Source organism: Bacillus sp. V59.32b (assembly GCF_003429085.1).
Classification (GTDB): domain Bacteria; phylum Bacillota; class Bacilli; order Bacillales; family DSM-1321; genus Peribacillus.
Window position 1 is genome coordinate 54365 of sequence record NZ_QVTC01000013.1, and the last position, 16551, is coordinate 70915.

At 43.4% G+C, this 16551-nt stretch carries 16 protein-coding genes and 2 pseudogenes; 17 read left to right on the top strand and 1 reads right to left on the bottom strand.

The window, feature by feature from the left end; genetic code table 11:
- The first annotated feature begins 28 nt into the window (after positions 1 to 28).
- From aroC to D0463_RS03500, 15 genes and pseudogenes are all read left to right on the top strand, one after another.
- Entirely contained in the window at positions 29 to 1201 is a 1173-nt protein-coding gene (gene aroC / locus D0463_RS03430) for a chorismate synthase (RefSeq protein WP_117305102.1), read from the top strand.
- Positions 1202 to 1207: 6 nt separating this feature from the next.
- Positions 1208 to 2296, top strand: a complete 1089-nt coding sequence (gene aroB / locus D0463_RS03435) for a 3-dehydroquinate synthase (protein WP_117305104.1) — start codon at positions 1208 to 1210, stop codon at positions 2294 to 2296.
- A 15-nt stretch (positions 2297 to 2311) separates the two neighbouring features.
- The gene (aroH, locus tag D0463_RS03440; RefSeq protein ID WP_117305106.1) at positions 2312 to 2674 is read left to right on the top strand and encodes a chorismate mutase; all 363 of its coding nucleotides are present in this window, start codon (positions 2312 to 2314) and stop codon (positions 2672 to 2674) included.
- A 125-nt stretch (positions 2675 to 2799) separates the two neighbouring features.
- On the top strand, positions 2800 to 3906 hold the full coding sequence (gene hisC, locus D0463_RS03445) for a histidinol-phosphate transaminase (protein ID WP_117305109.1): 1107 nt from the start codon (positions 2800 to 2802) through the stop codon (positions 3904 to 3906).
- 29 nt (positions 3907 to 3935) lie between these two features.
- Positions 3936 to 5041 (top strand): annotated as a pseudogene (locus D0463_RS03450) (prephenate dehydrogenase).
- 31 nt (positions 5042 to 5072) lie between these two features.
- Entirely contained in the window at positions 5073 to 6359 is a 1287-nt protein-coding gene (gene aroA / locus D0463_RS03455; RefSeq protein WP_117305111.1) for a 3-phosphoshikimate 1-carboxyvinyltransferase, read from the top strand.
- A 485-nt stretch (positions 6360 to 6844) separates the two neighbouring features.
- A complete protein-coding gene (locus D0463_RS03460; RefSeq protein ID WP_117305113.1) occupies positions 6845 to 8116 on the top strand; it encodes a tetratricopeptide repeat protein in 1272 nt (423 codons plus the stop codon).
- 43 nt (positions 8117 to 8159) lie between these two features.
- Complete coding sequence (locus tag D0463_RS03465) at positions 8160 to 8711, top strand: ReoY family proteolytic degradation factor (RefSeq protein ID WP_117305171.1); 552 nt, start codon at positions 8160 to 8162, stop codon at positions 8709 to 8711.
- Between the two features lie 161 nt (positions 8712 to 8872).
- Positions 8873 to 9328, top strand: a complete 456-nt coding sequence (locus tag D0463_RS03470; protein ID WP_117305116.1) for a YpiF family protein — start codon at positions 8873 to 8875, stop codon at positions 9326 to 9328.
- Positions 9329 to 9495: 167 nt separating this feature from the next.
- Positions 9496 to 10002 carry a QcrA and Rieske domain-containing protein gene (locus tag D0463_RS03475; protein WP_117305118.1) on the top strand — a complete coding sequence of 169 codons (507 nt, stop codon included), beginning with the start codon at positions 9496 to 9498 and terminating at the stop codon, positions 10000 to 10002.
- A 3-nt stretch (positions 10003 to 10005) separates the two neighbouring features.
- Positions 10006 to 10681, top strand: a pseudogene (gene qcrB, locus D0463_RS03480) (menaquinol-cytochrome c reductase cytochrome b subunit).
- A gap of 53 nt (positions 10682 to 10734) precedes the next feature.
- On the top strand, positions 10735 to 11511 hold the full coding sequence (locus tag D0463_RS03485; protein ID WP_117305121.1) for a menaquinol-cytochrome c reductase cytochrome b/c subunit: 777 nt from the start codon (positions 10735 to 10737) through the stop codon (positions 11509 to 11511).
- A 467-nt stretch (positions 11512 to 11978) separates the two neighbouring features.
- On the top strand, positions 11979 to 12569 hold the full coding sequence (gene lhaT / locus D0463_RS03490) for a lipoprotein heptaprenylglyceryl N-acetyltransferase LhaT (protein WP_117305123.1): 591 nt from the start codon (positions 11979 to 11981) through the stop codon (positions 12567 to 12569).
- A gap of 206 nt (positions 12570 to 12775) precedes the next feature.
- A complete protein-coding gene (gene ypjB, locus D0463_RS03495; RefSeq protein ID WP_117305126.1) occupies positions 12776 to 13561 on the top strand; it encodes a sporulation protein YpjB in 786 nt (261 codons plus the stop codon).
- A gap of 56 nt (positions 13562 to 13617) precedes the next feature.
- Positions 13618 to 14298 carry a zinc metallopeptidase gene (locus D0463_RS03500; protein WP_117305128.1) on the top strand — a complete coding sequence of 227 codons (681 nt, stop codon included), beginning with the start codon at positions 13618 to 13620 and terminating at the stop codon, positions 14296 to 14298.
- Positions 14299 to 14357: 59 nt separating this feature from the next.
- Here D0463_RS03500 and D0463_RS03505 read toward each other — a convergent pair whose 3' ends face one another.
- Positions 14358 to 15230 carry a YitT family protein gene (locus tag D0463_RS03505; protein ID WP_117305130.1) on the bottom strand — a complete coding sequence of 291 codons (873 nt, stop codon included), beginning with the start codon at positions 15228 to 15230 and terminating at the stop codon, positions 14358 to 14360.
- Positions 15231 to 15362: 132 nt separating this feature from the next.
- On the opposite strand from D0463_RS03505, the gene D0463_RS03510 reads away from it, so the two are divergent.
- Both D0463_RS03510 and dapB read left to right on the top strand, forming a co-directional pair.
- Positions 15363 to 15764: a nucleotide pyrophosphohydrolase gene (locus D0463_RS03510; protein WP_174234290.1), complete on the top strand. Its 402-nt coding sequence runs from the start codon at positions 15363 to 15365 to the stop codon at positions 15762 to 15764.
- Positions 15745 to 16551: a 4-hydroxy-tetrahydrodipicolinate reductase gene (dapB, locus tag D0463_RS03515; RefSeq protein ID WP_117305133.1), complete on the top strand. Its 807-nt coding sequence runs from the start codon at positions 15745 to 15747 to the stop codon at positions 16549 to 16551. Before D0463_RS03510 ends, dapB begins: the two co-directional genes overlap by 20 nt.

Genomic DNA, 16551 nt, shown 5'->3' on the forward strand with positions numbered 1-16551 from the left:
TTTAAAGGGCTAAAAGGGGGAAGAGAATATGAGATATTTAACGGCTGGGGAATCGCACGGACCACAGTTGACAACCATTATTGAAGGGCTGCCGGCTGGAATGCCGATTGCTCAGGAAGATATAAACAATGAACTTGCGCGCCGGCAAAAAGGACATGGTCGCGGCAGAAGAATGCAAATCGAAAAAGACCAAGCCTTTATCGCTTCTGGGATCAGGCACGGTTATACACTAGGATCGCCGGTCGCCCTTGTTGTCGAAAATAACGACTGGACACATTGGACGAAAATTATGGGCAGCGATCCCCTCGATGATGCGGAAGCGGAGGAAGTTAAAAGGAAAATCACCCGTCCGAGACCGGGACATGCCGATTTAAACGGAGGCATTAAATATGGCCACCGGGATTTAAGAAATGTCCTTGAGCGGTCTTCGGCAAGGGAAACGACGGTGCGTGTAGCCGCTGGAGCCGTCGCGAAGAAGCTATTGTCATTGCTAGGAATTGAAGTAGCTTCCCATGTGATTGAAATAGGCGGAATCAAGGCAAATCCGCCAGCGTATTCATCCATCAGCGAGCTTCAGGAACTTACTGAAGCCTCTCCGGTCCGATGCTTCGACAACAATGCTGAACAAGCAATGATGGATGCCATTGATGATGCCAAGAAAAACGGTGACTCCATTGGCGGAATTGTTGAAGTAATCGTCGAAGGAATGCCTGTTGGTGTTGGCAGCTATGTTCATTATGATCGAAAACTTGATGCCAAGCTTGCCGCTGCCATCGTCAGCATCAATGCGTTTAAGGGCGTTGAGATTGGAATTGGTTTTGAAGCGGCCCATCTTCCAGGCAGTGAGGTCCATGATGAAATCATCTGGGAAGAAGGAGCAGGCTACTCCAGAAAAACAAATCGCCTGGGCGGTCTGGAAGGCGGCATGACGACTGGAATGCCTATTGTTGTGCGTGGAGTAATGAAGCCGATTCCGACCTTGTACAAGCCGCTGCAAAGTGTAGATATTGATACGAAAGAAGTATTTGCCGCAAGCATCGAGCGTTCAGATAGCTGTGCAGTACCGGCCGCAGCGGTTGTAGCTGAAGCCGTTGTAGCCTGGGAGCTGGCATCCGCGCTCATCGATCAATTCCCGTCCGACCGTTTTGATAAGCTGACTGAGGCAATCGCAGCCCATAAGGACGAGGCAAAGGAGTTTTAATCTGCTATGGAAACCGTCGACATTAAAACACCATCAAAGTCCTATCCCGTTTTTATCGGACACAATGCTGCCGAGTCACTGCCTGACTTTATAAATGAAAATCATCGTGAGATCGGTAAGATCATGATTATTACAGATGAAAAAGTGGCGACCCTTCATTTGGATACGGTTAAACAACTGCTTGCGCTGACAAATATCCCGATCTGTGAATACATAGTTCCTGAAGGTGAGCATGCAAAAACCTTTGAAGTATTTTACCAATGTCAAAGCTTTGCTTTATCGCAGAATTTAAATCGCAAATCGATGATTATCGCGCTCGGCGGCGGAGCAGTTGGGGATGTGGCAGGCTTTGTTGCAGCCACTTTCATGAGGGGTATTCCATTCATTCAAGTCCCGACAACATTGCTTGCCCATGACAGCGCGGTCGGTGGTAAGGTCGCCATCAATCATCCGCAAGGCAAGAATATGATTGGTGTTTTTCATCAGCCGGAAGCGGTATTTTTCGATTTATCCTTTTTAAAAACCCTGCCTGCCAAGGAGCTGCGTTCGGGGTTCGCGGAGGTTGTAAAGGAAGCCCTTATCCAGGACGGCGAATTTTACAAATGGCTATTAGCTTCTGTGGATAATTTGAATGAGCTGACAGAGGATAAGCTTTTGTATATGGTTAAGCGGGGAATCGAAATCAAGGCGAATATCGTTGCCGAAGATGAGAAAGAAACAGGGGTCCGGGCGTATTTAAATCTCGGCCATACCCTTGGCCATGCGATTGAGGGATTGCTCGGGTATGGAAAAATTTCACATGGTGAAGCGGTCATGATTGGCACAATTTTTGCCATACATTTGAGCCGGGAGAAATTAAAGCTGGAGTTCGATCTAGAGAAATTCATAGACTGGGTTGGGTCTCTTGGCTATGAAACCGTCGTTAGTGAGGAATGCGGTAAGACAGACTTGCTTGCTTTTATGAAACGAGATAAAAAGACTGTCAGCGAAGTGGTCACATTTGTATTGCTTCAAATGGTGGGCCAGCCTAAACTCGTAAATATTCAAGACAGTGAAATTCTTGAAAATCTTTCAATCATGTACAGACATAAGTAAATGGAGGGGAACACTATGATTAGAGGAGTCAGGGGTGCAACGACTGTCGATAGAGATAATGAGCAGGACATTATTAATGCAACGGAAAAACTGTTCAGTGTAATGATCGCGGAAAATCAGATCGATCCGGATAAAGTCGCTTCTGTCTTTATTTCCGTTACAGACGATCTGAGTTCTGCCTTTCCTGCTAAAGCACTTCGCAAGATCGAAGGGTGGACTTATGTGCCTGTCATGTGCATGCAGGAAATTCCTGTACCAAATTCGTTGAAATCCTGTATAAGAATCATGCTGCACCTTAATACCGAAAAAGCACAACACGAGATATCCCATGTATACCAGGAGAAAGCAGTCGCGTTACGTCCCGATTTAAAACAATAGATGGAAGCAAACTTAAGATTTTTGCAGAAAAAACGAGAACTCGACCTGAGGTCCTCGAATGTATGCTATACTATCTATATACTCTGTTACTTTAAAGCGTTGAATTTACGATAGAGGTGATCGTTATGAAATGGAAAAGTGCTGTTCTATCTTTGAAGCCTTATCAGCCTGGAAGATCGATTCAGGAAGTAAAAAAACAATATGGACTTGAGAATATCACGAAGCTTGCTTCCAATGAAAATCCTTTCGGCTGTTCAGCAAATGTAAAAGAAAAGATTCGCGATTTTAATGAGTTTGCGATTTATCCGGATGGGTATGCAACATCGTTAAGAACGGCCGTTTCCAGTCATTTAGGGGTGAAGGAAACAGAGCTTATCTTTGGCAACGGATCGGATGAGATCATCCAGATAATCTCTCGCAGCCTGTTATATCCGAAAAGAAATACGGTAATGGCAACCCCGACCTTTCCGCAATACCGTCATAATGCAGTACTCGAAGGAGCGGAAATAAGAGAAGTGGCGCTCGTGAATGGAGCCCATGATTTACAAGAGATGCTTAAGCAAATTGACGAAAACACGGCGGTTGTCTGGCTATGTACACCAAACAATCCGACAGGCCACTATATTACAGCAGAAGAAATGAGTGATTTCTTAACTCAGGTTCAAGAGGACGTACTAGTCGTTATAGATGAGGCGTATTTTGAATATGTCGAGGCTGAAGATTTTTCAAAAAGTCTGGAGCTTATCGAAGCCTATAAAAATCTTATTGTGTTAAGGACGTTTTCTAAGATCTATGGCCTTGCCAGTTTACGTGTTGGTTACGGGGTGGCAAACGAGGAAATTATCAAAAAGCTCGAACCGGCACGTGAACCGTTCAACACGAATACTCTGGCACAGCATGCTGCAACGGCAGCCGTTGTTGACCAGGAATTTGTAATAAAGTGCAAGCAGGAAAACCGGAAAGGGCTTCAACAATATTACCGTTTTTGTGAGGAAGAGAACCTGAGTTATTATCCGTCTCAAGGTAATTTCATTTTGATTGATTTTAACACCGATGCGGATGAAGTGTTCCAATTTTTGCTGGAAAGAGGCTATATCGTCCGATCTGGAAAGGCACTTGGTTTTCCAACATCTGTAAGGGTAACGGTTGGATCCTCAGAACAAAACAACGGAATCATTACAATCATGAGGGAATACCTTGCTTCTAAAAACCGTGAAGGTGTGGAAATGTAATATTCCCTAAGAAATTGAGGGTGTGTACAATGAAGGGTAACGTATTTATCATCGGACTGGGTCTAATTGGCGGATCAGTGGGCCTTGCTATCAAAGACCACCATCGGGATGCTACTATTGTCGGTTATGATGTAAATAAAAAAATGTCCAGTTATCTAAATTGCTCGGCATCATTGACGATGATTCCGAATCCATCGAAGAAGGTGCTACGAGCGCTGATCTGATTATTATCTCCGTTCCGGTCGTCGAGACGGAAAAGGTTCTTCACACCCTTTCATCTATAAGTCTTAAGCAAGATGTCATTATTTCGGATGTTGGAAGCACCAAGAAGAAAATTGTCGACACAGCTACATGTCTGACCGACAAAGGGATTTGCTTCATCGGCGGACATCCAATGGCTGGTTCTCATAAAAGCGGTCCGGGCGCCGCAAAAGCACGGCTTTTTGAAAATGCTTTTTATTTATTGACACCGAATGAAAAAACCGATCAAGAACAGACTGAAAAGCTTATGTCTTGGCTTGAAGGGACTCGGGCAAACTTTCTGGTTGTTAAGCCGGAAGAACATGACAGGTTAACCGGAGTCATTAGTCATTTTCCGCATATCATCGCTGCCGGTCTCGTCCAACAGGCTAAAAATTACAGCGTGGAAAACGGTCTTGTTTCCCGGCTTGCTGCAGGAGGGTTTCGGGACATTACGAGAATCGCCTCAAGCAGTCCGGTCATGTGGCGGGATATTTTAATCCAAAACAAAACGGTGCTTCTTTCTCTCATGGAGGATTGGCTCGTCGAAATGGAACGGGTCAAGTCGGCGCTTAACCTAGCTGACGACGAAGCCATTTTTGACTTTTTTAAAGGCGCCAAGGAATTCCGTGATGAATTGCCTGTGCACGCCAAAGGGGCGATACCGGCATTCTATGATTTGTATATTGACGTACCGGATTACCCGGGGATCATCTCCGAAATTACCGGCTATTTCGCTCAGGAAAGCATCAGTATTACGAATATCAGAATCATGGAAACCAGGGAAGAGGAAATTTACGGAGTGCTGGTAGTAAGCTTCCAAACGGACCATGATAGAATAAAAGCCGAAGCATGCATAAAGCATCGCACAAACTATGAAACATTTATCGCATAAGAAGTTATATTTTATCCAAAAGGATGATTTTATGGAAAACCTTACTTTGCAGACAAATGTCCAATCGCTGAACGGCACGATTTCAATACCGGGGGATAAATCCATTTCCCACAGGTCGATTATGTTCGGGGCTCTTGCTGAAGGTGAAACGACCATCAGCAACTTTCTTGCCGGAGCGGATTGTTTGAGTACGATTGACTGTTTTAGGAAGCTTGGTGTCAAGATTGAAGAAGATGGATCGCTGATTCGTGTCTCTGGCAAAGGCTTTAACGGGCTCAAGCAGCCTGAGGAAATGCTCGATGTCGGGAATTCAGGGACGACGATCCGCCTGATGCTCGGTATTCTGGCTGGCCGTTCGTTTACAGTAACGCTCGCCGGTGATAGTTCGATTGCCAAACGTCCGATGACAAGAGTTGTGAATCCACTGAGGCAAATGGGCGCGGTAATTGAGGGGGAAAATAACGGAGAATACACCCCGATTACGAGTCGAGGCGGAAAATTACAGGGAATTACTTATGAACTTCCGATGGCAAGCGCACAGGTGAAATCAGCTGTGCTGCTTGCCGGCCTTCAGGCTGAAGGAGAAACGGTTATCATTGAGCCATCCAAAACAAGGGATCATACGGAAAGAATGATTGCTCAATTTGGCGGTCAAATTGAAAAGAACGGGAATAAGATAAAGGTAAAAGGAAACCAAACCTTTAAAGCGACACACATAGATGTGCCGGGGGATATCTCTTCAGCAGCTTTTTTTATGGTTGCGGCCGCCATCACGAAAGGCAGTGAAGTGAAGCTGCTTAATGTTGGCTTAAATCCTACGAGATCTGGCATAATCGAGGCGATGCAGCAAATGGGCGCTGATATCGAAGTCGAAATGGTCAAAACGGATGGCGAACCGTCTGGCCATGTCACCGTCCGTTCATCGAGCTTACACGGAATTGAGATATCCGGGGAGCTTATCCCGCGACTGATTGATGAATTACCAGTAATCGCCTTGCTTGCTACTCAGGCGGAAGGGGTTACAGTCATTAAGGATGCCGCAGAATTGAAGGTCAAAGAAACGAACCGCATTGATACGGTTGCGAAAGAACTTACAGCCCTGGGCGCGGATATTACAGCGACGGACGACGGGCTAATTATCAAGGGGGATGCTAGCCTTCATGGTGGCACGGTTTCAAGCCACGGAGATCATCGCATCGGCATGATGCTTGCAATCGCAGGCCTGATTGCGCAGGGAGAAATGAACTTGCAGGACCCTTCGGCTATAGAAGTATCATATCCGCACTTTTTTGAACATCTTTCACAGTTAATAGGTTAATGGCCGGGGGCATCGTTCCCCGGTTTTTTAATTCTGAAAATAGGAACCTTTCCTTCATAAAGTTCATAAAACTTTCATAATCTTTATTAATACAAGTTACATGACTTATACTTGCCGTTTTTGTACCTGCTTTCCCGGTTCTCAATTGTATGCTGAATATGGACAACCCTTGAGTGGATCCTAAAAGAAAAAAGCATTCATTCCCAAAGAGGATATTCGCATAACAATGGAGAATAAAGCTATAACTCAATAGCGATAAAGAAAACTCGCCGATTGACGAGCCGTAAGACGGAGATTAGGACGTAGTTGCACTTATGCAGACAGCAAAGTTCATCCTTTTCTCTCTGCCAAGCTAAGTCACAAACTCTAATAATGGAATTGTTGCTTTTGATTATGATAAACTAATTGTCACTCACTGTTCAAAAAGAGATTTTTCGTATCAATTTGTAACTTTTGAAGTTTTATCTTAAGGGAAGGTAAAGACAATGAATATAGTAGAGAAAACCGTACAACTCTTAAAAAAAGGCGAATTCGAAGAAGCAAGAAGCCATGTTGAACGCGTAACCGCATCAGAATCCGCCGAAGATATGCTTGAGCTTGCTGAAGAAATGCTGCAGCTCGGATTTATAGACGAAGCAAAGAATCTGTATCAGCAATTATTACGCTTATACCCAGGCGTTGGCGAATTGATTTTATCGCTTGCAGAAATTTTGATTGATAATGACCAGGAAGATGAAGCGTTTCTGTTGCTTGAGCAAATTGGTCAGGATGATGAAGTGTATCCGAGCGCGCTTCTCCTTGAAGCCGATTTATATCAAATGCAGGGAATGGATGAAGTCAGTGAGCAAAAACTGCTGCAAGCAAGTGCCCTGATTCCTGAAGAGCCTTTAATCGATTTTGCACTGGGAGAGCTATATTACCAGCAGGGAAGAGACAATGACGCCATTACTCGTTATAGGAAGGTGCTGGAAACAGAGACTGAAATCGCCGGTGTCAATTTGAATCAGCGGGTGGCAGAGGCTTTAAGCGGATCAGGCCAGTTTGAAGAAGCTCTTGGTTACTTTCAAAAGGCATTGGATGAAAAGCTTGAAATCAACACATTGTTCGAATACGGGTTTACGGCTTACCAAGCAGGCCTTTATGAGACAGCCGTTGATAAATTTAAGGAATTAAAAGAGCTTGATCGTGAATATAACTCCTTATATTTATATCTTGCGAAGGCTTATGAGCATCTTGAGGACCTAGAGCACTCATTAAGTACTGTAAAAGAGGGAATCAGGGTCGATGAATTTAATAAGGACCTTTATTTTTATGGCGGAAAGGTCGCGCTAAAAAAGGGCGAACCCCGCGCGGCGGAGGAATTGTTCAGGGAAGCGCTTGCGATAGATCCCGGCTATTTAGAAGCCGCATTGACATTATTAAAGCTGCTGATGCAGGAAGAACGTTTTGAGGATGCGGTCGACTGCATCGAAGAGGTCAAGAAATATGGGGAAGAAGATCCGCAGTTTGACTGGATCTCTGCTGTGGGTTATCAAAAATTAGAACAATATGATAAGGCATTAAATTACTATCATAAAGCATATAATTCTTTTAAGAACAACGAGGAATTTTTAGAAGACTACGGATTCTTTTTAATGGAAGAAGGAGACAGACCCAAGGCTAGAGAAATATTTAATAAGCTTGTTTTGGAAAACCCATCAAATGACGAGTACATGATGATTTTAGAACGTCTGACAGATGACAAGGATCACTTGTAAATGCCCCAATGGGACAATATTAATACAGAGGAGGGAACTCATGGTGGCAGCCCCTGTATCTGTGAATGAGAAGAAGGATTTTATTCGCTGGTTTTTGAACCATTATCAACTTAAACGTAGAGAGTGTGTCTGGATTTTGAACTATCTGATGAGCCATGACCAACTCATGAAGAAGGTTCACTTCGTTGAAAACGCACAATATTGCCCCCGAGGGCTCGTTATGTCAACACACTGTGTTGACGAAGCGCCATTCAGATTTTATAAGTCCAACATTATGACGACAGATGCCGAAAAGTCCTTTCACGATATCAGATTGAATCGCGAGGAAGAAATTTATATCCAGCTTAACTTTAAGTCCGCCTATTCTTCTTACCAATACGCTGCGGTGCTGGAGACGAACCCGTTCATGCCAAAAAGCAGAACAATCAATGAGAGAGATAAGATTGTTGCTGAACAATTTTTAGAAAAAACGATCCTTTCATTCCAGCGGGAAAAAATATTGGCGCAGATTGACGATGCTCTAGATCGGCATGATGAAGCGGCTTTCCTAGAATTTTCAGCGCAGCTAAACAAATTAAGCAAGCAAAATAAATAATTCCTACATGTTTCTTAAAGCCTTGCCCAAACGGGAAGGTTTTTTATTTTTGATTTTATCAGCAGTTAAAACCGATTATAATTGGAAAAGATACTATAATCTGAAGAAAAATGTTAATATAGTAAGGAAGTTGATTCAACAGTTTTTAGGAGGTATTTAGCTTGAGATGGACACCAAAGGATATTGATACATTTGAAGAGGCGCGTGAATATATTGACACAGTTCTCATACCGCTTGTGCCTGTTTCATTTGAAAAGGAAATGAAACAATCCGCGTCCATGTATGATTTTATCAACATGTTAACCGCCGCTATTGAAAATCAATTTAAAGGGCGGATCATGCTCTTGCCTTCATTGGCATACTTGACCAGCCTTAGTATAGACAAAAGAATGGATCAGGTTAAAGCATGGACGGCTGAAGTAGGCAGTTTTAAGAATATCTGCTTTATTACTTCAGACAATGAGTGGAAAGCACGTGAACAGGAGCTCGAAGGAACATTGATCTGGATACCATCCATTCCGCTTGAACATTTAGAAGAAAACCAGATAAGGGCCATGATCAATGATCAGGCGCGTCAGGTGTTTGATTTATTTACCCGGAAATGGAATGAATCATAATCTGTTTTTTTGAAATTTTTTTAATTAATACTCTTTAAAGGGCTTTTGTTGTTTATCAGGTTGTTGACCTTGGCGAATTATTGATATATCATTGTAATGTCCTAGTTTTATAGTGTTACTATCATGGGTCCTTTGGGCTTAAGTTTAGTGATAGAGGGGGGAAATGCATGAGTAAGCATAATGTTTCTAGACGTCAATTCCTTAGTTATACACTTACCGGAATAGGTGGGTTCATGGCAGCAGGCATGTTGATGCCGATGGTAAGATTTGCTGTTGATCCTGTATTAAAAGCAGGCGCGGATAGTGATTTTATCGCCACCAATCAAAAAGTGTCTGAATTGACAACTGAACCAAAGCGTGTCGACTTTTCATATGAGCAGGTTGATGCGTGGTACACGTCCGAAATAACCAACACCGCTTGGGTGTACAAGGATGATAACGGCGAAATCGTTGCTTTATCACCGGTTTGTAAGCACTTGGGATGTACGGTCGACTGGAATACGGACAAGTCAAATCCAAACCAGTTTTTCTGTCCTTGTCACTATGGCAGATATACAAAAGACGGGATGAACGTAGAGGGAACGCCGCCTATATCACCTTTGGATGTTTATGATTTTAGAGAAAAAGACGGAATTCTTTATTTAGGTCAAGTAAAACCGCATAAGGGGGCGTAATAATTGTTAAACAAGATTTATGACTGGGTTGACGAGCGGTTAGACATTACGCCATTATGGCGGGATATTGCTGACCATGAGGTTCCGGAACATGTAAACCCGGCGCATCACTTTTCCGCGTTTGTTTATTGCTTCGGCGGGTTGACATTTTTCATTACGGTCATCCAAATCCTTTCAGGTATGTTCTTAACGATGTACTACGTGCCTGATATTACAAATGCCTGGCAATCAGTATTCTATTTACAAAATGAAGTTGCTTTCGGACAAATCGTCCGCGGAATGCATCATTGGGGAGCAAGCTTGGTAATCGTTATGATGTTTTTACATACTCTTCGAGTGTTTTTCCAAGGAGCCTATAAAAAACCTCGTGAACTTAACTGGATTGTTGGAGTTTTAATTTTCTTTGTTATGTTAGGCCTAGGGTTCACTGGTTACCTATTGCCATGGGATATGAAAGCGCTATTTGCAACAAAAGTAGGCTTGCAAATCGCTGAATCTGTTCCATTCATTGGTACGGCTATTAAAACATTGCTTGCCGGGGGATCCAACGATTATCGGTGCGCAAACGCTGACACGCTTTTTTGCGATTCACGTGTTTTTCCTGCCAGCAGCGCTTCTTGGTTTAATGGCAGCTCACTTCCTAATGATTCGCAAACAGGGTATTTCTGGCCCATTGTAAAAAACAAATTCATTTGAAATTAATAACCTTTTCATAAAGGAGGGGATGGTTCGATGCTTCGTGGAAAAGGAATGAAGTTCGTTGGAGACTCGCGAATTCCAACGGCTGAACATCGCAAACCGAATATTCCTAAGGATTACTCGGAATATCCTGGTAAAACGGAAGCGTTTTGGCCGAATTTCCTGTTAAAGGAATGGATGGTTGGGGCAGTTTTCCTGATTGGTTATTTATGCTTAACAGTTGCTCACCCGTCTCCATTGGAGAGAATTGCAGATCCGACTGATTCAGCATATATTCCATTGCCTGACTGGTATTTCTTATTTCTTTATCAATTATTGAAATATACTTACGCATCTGGTCCTTATAACGTGATTGGGGCACTTGTCATTCCTGGACTCGCATTCGGGGCATTAATGCTTGCTCCGTTCATCGACCGTGGTCCGGAACGACGTCCCGCAAAACGTCCGTTTGCGGTCGGATTCATGCTTCTGGCAGTTGCGTCAGTTATTTTCCTTACCTGGCAATCCGTCGCTACCCATGACTGGGAGGCGGCTAAGAAACAGGGTCAAATCGTCGCTGAAAGCTCGGTTGACAAGGAAAGTGATGGCTATGCTATATATGAAGCCAATGGCTGTATAAGCTGCCATGGCGCTGAACTCACCGGTGGAGCAGCAGCACCGACATTAGTCGACACAGGCCTTACACCTGAAGAAATTGCGAAAATCGCAAAAGAAGGTAAAGGTTCGATGCCGGCTGGAATATTCAAAGGTACTGATGAAGAATTAGAGGTATTGGCTAACTTTATCTCAGAAGCCAAAACAAAAGAATAAAGTATAAAAAACTGACGGAATTTTTCTGTCAGTTTTTTGTAATTATAGAAGGAATAACTTTGAAAAATGTCCAGCTATGGCAATTGACGTGACTTGCGCCGACGTCGCCACAAGATGTAACGGACGATCATAGTCAGTCAGCGGAGCGGCCAGCCAGTTTTCATTTTAGATTAATATCAAAGAGGACCTTTAGGTGAGGTTTAAGCGCTCGGACTTGTTTAGGATGGGGTAATGCCAATATCCAAACCCAGATTTCTTATCCGAACTCCGAGTTTATTATCCAAACTCGGGATTTATTATCTAAACTCAGAATTACGTTTGCCACAGGACGTGGCCAATTATTATCGCAGTTCCTACAAGGACGTTATGTTTTTCTTAATTGTAAGAAAAACTTGGATTGAACGGAAAATGACGGTAGAATAGGTGTATTCTATTAAGCTTGATTGTGTACAGAAAGAGGGAAGAGAATGAACATCGTTTATGGAGTTCTTGCTAATAAAACGACGATACTTTTACTTTTCGTCATTAATTTAGTCGGTACGATATACGGATACTATTGGTATGGGTATCAATTAAAGGAAACGCCTGACATCTTTTTGGCTTTTGTTCCTGATAGTCCGACCGCCAGTTTATTTTTTGTGTTTGTCCTCCTTGCTTTCTTATTGAAAACGAATTGGGGACTGTTTGAGGCGCTGGCTATTGTGACGCTTTTTAAATATGGAATCTGGGCTGTTGTGATGAACCTATTAACGCTTTATACAACAGGATATTTGCCGTGGGAGGGCTATATGCTTATGGCTTCACATCTGGGAATGGCCATCCAGGGAATCCTGTATTCCCCGTTCTTTCGGATAAAAGTGTGGCACCTGATTGTAGCGGCAATCTGGACCGTTCATAACGATATCATTGATTATGTATTTGATATGATGCCAAGGTACAGTGACCTCATGCAATATAATGACCGGATCGGCTATTTTACTTTTTGGTTAAGCATCCTTTCCATTTTTATCGGGTATTATTTTGGCATCAGAAAGGGCCGGCACGCCTTGTCTCTATAAGTGGAACGATGACTCTGTCTCATCCTTAAAAGGATCGCCAATTAGACTTACCCAGGATGGGCGGGCTTTCACAAATGACATAACGATGTGGCAGATTTTCCATCGATGTTGCTTACTTAAAGGGCGTTTGCGCATTTCTTAAAAATAAGGTCTACTCTGAAATCCTCACTCATATGGTGTAGTAGAGGAATGAGGAGGGACAAGGTATGATAAAAAAAATCCTGTTGCTGGTTTTCGTACTATTTGCGGCTTCTTTTTCTAATGTTCATGCAGAATCCTCTTCTAGTTTAATACAATTAGATGAAATTTCTGATGAAGCGCTGCAGCTGACCAAGCTGAAGAGATATGAAGATACAGAAAAAATGCTGACTTATTTTTCGGAACGGTTTTTAAAGGTCACGGCAAAGGAACAGATTTTCAGTATGGACGAACTGCGGATTATAACGGTCGCCCATAATCAGGCACTAGAGACCGTCAACAACAATGAAGCAACCGAAGCTGAAAAAGATAATGCAGTGACCAAGTTCCGGCTGGTGGTGGATGCGATTAAGTCAACGCATCAGCCGTTATGGACGGCCATGGAAGATCAAATGATGGTTACGTTCAGCCAGACAAGAGCTGCGGTTGAGAAACAGAACCCTGAGGAGTTTCATGTCCAGCTTAATACGCTGTTGTCTCAATATGACTTGATTTATCCAAGCTTGAAGGTGGATATTGCACCGGAAAAAATCCAGAAGCTCGATAGCCGCCTGCAATATATCAATCATAATAGCATCCAGGTTTTTTCCGAAAAGGGGAGCCAAAAGGAATTGGAAGCACTGCAGCAGGATCTAAAATCGATTTTTGATGAGATGAACGAAGATGAGGCAGATCCGTCACTTTGGTGGGTTATTATCTCCACTGGTAGCATTATTATTCTGACATTATCCTACGTCGGTTGGAGAAAATATAAGGGCGGCAAGGAAAAAACGATGAAAGAACACAATGATTGACACCTCCCATGTGAAACCATAAAATTAAGCTAAGACTATACAACAAGGAGGAAGTCATGTCTTATCTTATCTATTTCGCGATTATCATTCTCATCCCGATATATGCCCAAATGAAGGTGAGAAGCGCATATAAGAAATATTCAGAAGTCCCGTCCTCGACAGGGATGACCGGCGCTCAGGTTGCCAGGCAAATCCTCGACGAAAAAGGGTTATACAATGTCACAGTCGAAGAAACACCGGGTGTCTTGAGCGATCATTATGATCCCCGCTCAAAAACAGTCAGATTGTCTTCGAATAATTTTCATGGCCATTCCCTGGCGGGTACGGCCGTAGCTGCCCATGAGGTTGGACATGCCATCCAGGACCAGGAGGCTTATGCTTTCCTTCGCCTCCGCCATACACTAGTGCCAGTAGCGAGCATCGGATCCAACTTTTCCTGGATTTTGATCATGATTGGGATATTTGCCGGAATGGCAAACTTGCTGCTGCTAGGGATCATTTTTATGGCAGCAGCCGTAGTGTTTCAAATTGTTACCTTGCCTGTTGAATTTAACGCGTCCTCAAGAGCGATGGATCAGGTTGTTTCTTTGGGAATTATCAGAAATGATGAAGAAAGAGAAACGAAAAAAGTTCTTGATGCCGCGGCCTTAACATATGTTGCCGCAGCCGCCGTCGCCGTTCTCGAATTAGTGAGGCTCGTTCTGATGTACACAGGAATGACTCGCAGCGACGACTAATTAGCATGAAAAAACCAACTTCGGTAGTTTGCCGAAGTTGGTTTTTTAATTTATAGTTTTCAACGTTCAATGGGATTTTTGTTTTCATCAAGTGTAAATCCTTCTCCCAAAACATCATGTACGATGCTGACAGATACGAAGGCGTGTGGATCTACGGAAGTGATTACGTTTTTTAGCCGGACAATTTCGTTCCTGCCTACGACGCAATAAAGCACTTCTCTTTCCGTTTTTGAAAAAGAGCCATATCCCCTTAGTACTGTGACGCCCCGGTCCATCTGCTTCATGATTTTTTCCGAGATTTCTGTGTTTTTATCGGAAATAATCATCGCTCCTCTTGCCGAATAAGCACCTTCCTGCATAAAATCAATCACTCTTGCCCCAATGAAGACAGCTACAATTGTGTACATCGCTTCCCGATGATCAAGATAGGTCAGGATTGAAAGTGTAATCACGACCGCATCGAATAAAAACATCGTTCTTCCCATGCTCCAGCCCATGTAGCGGAAAGCCAGCCTGGCAATGATATCGACACCGCCTGTCGTGCCGCCGTATCGAAACGTAATTCCGAGACCGATGCCGACACAAGCACCGGCAAATAGCGCGGCGAGCATCAAATCGTCGCGAAGAGGAATATCAAATTGATATCGTTCGAAAATCCATAGCCATACGGAAAGGCTGACGGTTCCAATTATCGTATAAAAGAAGGCGGTCCTGCCAAGGTATTTCCAGCCGAGAAAGAAGAGAGGAATATTTAAAATTAGGTTTGAGTAGGAAGGGTCAATTCCGGCTAATTGGTAGATAATCAGTGTAAGTCCGGTAAAGCCTCCTTCAGCAAGGTTATTTTGAATATTAAAATGAATCAGTCCAAAGCCGAAAATGGCGGAACCAAGCAAAATAAATAATATATTTTTTAACTTTAAGCCAGAAAACATGAAATCAGCTACCTCCCGTGCCATTTGAATTTCCAATTATTCAATGAACACTATTATAAAGGAATAATCAGCCAGTAGCAATCCGGGCAGCGGCGGCGAAAATGTTTGTCAGAACCGAAAGTTTTCGCTAACATTAGAACAGGATATAGCAGAGAAAAAGGTGATTATTTGGAAAACAGGAAAACGTTAAAGGAACTTCAGACAGAAGTGGATCAATACATAAGCCAGTTTAAAGAAGGGTACTTCAGTCCGCTCGCCATGCTAGCCAGGCTTTCAGAAGAGTTGGGGGAGCTGTCCCGGGAGGTCAACCACTCTTATGGTGAAAAGCCGAAAAAATCGACGGAAGACGCAAATACCGTCGAAGCAGAGCTTGCGGATTTGCTTTTCGTGATCATTTGCTTTGCCAACTCCTTACATATTGATTTACAGACTGCTCATGATGCGGTCATGGACAAATTCAAGACACGTGACAAAGATAGATGGACACGAATCGGGAATCAAACAGAGGGGATCGATGACAGTGGAGAAAATTAAAATTATCATAGCCGGGCCAAGGGGAAGAATGGGCAGTGAAGCGGTTAAACTTGTTCACGAAACAGATGAATTTGAACTCGTTGCCGTTCTTGATCGAAAGCATGACGGGATGAATTTAAAAGAAATCGAAGGCTTTCAAGGCATTGATGCGCCCGTATATTCCGATGCGGAGCAATGCTTCTCAAGCGTTAATGCGGATGTGCTCATTGATCTGACGACACCTGAAACGGGAATGTTGCATACCGAACTGGCCTTAACATCAGGTATCCGCCCAGTTGTCGGTACCACAGGGTTTTCTGCTGATGACTTAGCGAGACTTGACAGGCTTACAAAGGAAACGGGACGCGGCTGCATCATTGCGCCCAACTTTGCAATCGGCGCGATTTTAATGATGAAATTCTCACAAATGGCGGCAAAGTATTTTCCTGATATCGAGATTATTGAACTGCATCATGATCAAAAATTAGATGCACCATCAGGTACAGCCGTTAAAACAGCAGAAATGATCAAGAGCGTGAGACAACCGAAAGAACAGGGACATCATGCGGAGAAAGAAACGATAAAAGGTGCCCGCGGCGCCAATATTGAAGGCATGCATATACATAGTGTCAGGCTTCCGGGATTAATCGCCCATCAGCAGGTTATGTTCGGGGCCGATGGACAAATGCTTACTCTCCGTCATGATTCCTTTAACCGGGCCTCTTTTATGTCTGGGGTAAAACTTGCGGTTGAAACTGTGATGAACATGGATAGCCTTGTATATGGTCTAGAGAATATCATCGAATAG

What these genes read in the sequence shown, in the direction of transcription:
- aroC (WP_117305102.1), top strand. Translation starts at nt 29, where the DNA reads ATGAGATATTTAACGGCTGGGGAATCGCACGGACCACAGTTGACAACC.
- aroB (WP_117305104.1), top strand. Translation starts at nt 1,208, where the DNA reads ATGGAAACCGTCGACATTAAAACACCATCAAAGTCCTATCCCGTTTTT.
- aroH (WP_117305106.1), top strand. Translation starts at nt 2,312, where the DNA reads ATGATTAGAGGAGTCAGGGGTGCAACGACTGTCGATAGAGATAATGAG.
- hisC (WP_117305109.1), top strand. Translation starts at nt 2,800, where the DNA reads ATGAAATGGAAAAGTGCTGTTCTATCTTTGAAGCCTTATCAGCCTGGA.
- aroA (WP_117305111.1), top strand. Translation starts at nt 5,073, where the DNA reads ATGGAAAACCTTACTTTGCAGACAAATGTCCAATCGCTGAACGGCACG.
- D0463_RS03460 (WP_117305113.1), top strand. Translation starts at nt 6,845, where the DNA reads ATGAATATAGTAGAGAAAACCGTACAACTCTTAAAAAAAGGCGAATTC.
- D0463_RS03475 (WP_117305118.1), top strand. Translation starts at nt 9,496, where the DNA reads ATGAGTAAGCATAATGTTTCTAGACGTCAATTCCTTAGTTATACACTT.
- D0463_RS03485 (WP_117305121.1), top strand. Translation starts at nt 10,735, where the DNA reads ATGCTTCGTGGAAAAGGAATGAAGTTCGTTGGAGACTCGCGAATTCCA.
- lhaT (WP_117305123.1), top strand. Translation starts at nt 11,979, where the DNA reads ATGAACATCGTTTATGGAGTTCTTGCTAATAAAACGACGATACTTTTA.
- ypjB (WP_117305126.1), top strand. Translation starts at nt 12,776, where the DNA reads ATGATAAAAAAAATCCTGTTGCTGGTTTTCGTACTATTTGCGGCTTCT.
- D0463_RS03500 (WP_117305128.1), top strand. Translation starts at nt 13,618, where the DNA reads ATGTCTTATCTTATCTATTTCGCGATTATCATTCTCATCCCGATATAT.
- D0463_RS03505 (WP_117305130.1), bottom strand. Translation starts at nt 15,230, where the DNA reads ATGTTTTCTGGCTTAAAGTTAAAAAATATATTATTTATTTTGCTTGGT.
- dapB (WP_117305133.1), top strand. Translation starts at nt 15,745, where the DNA reads ATGACAGTGGAGAAAATTAAAATTATCATAGCCGGGCCAAGGGGAAGA.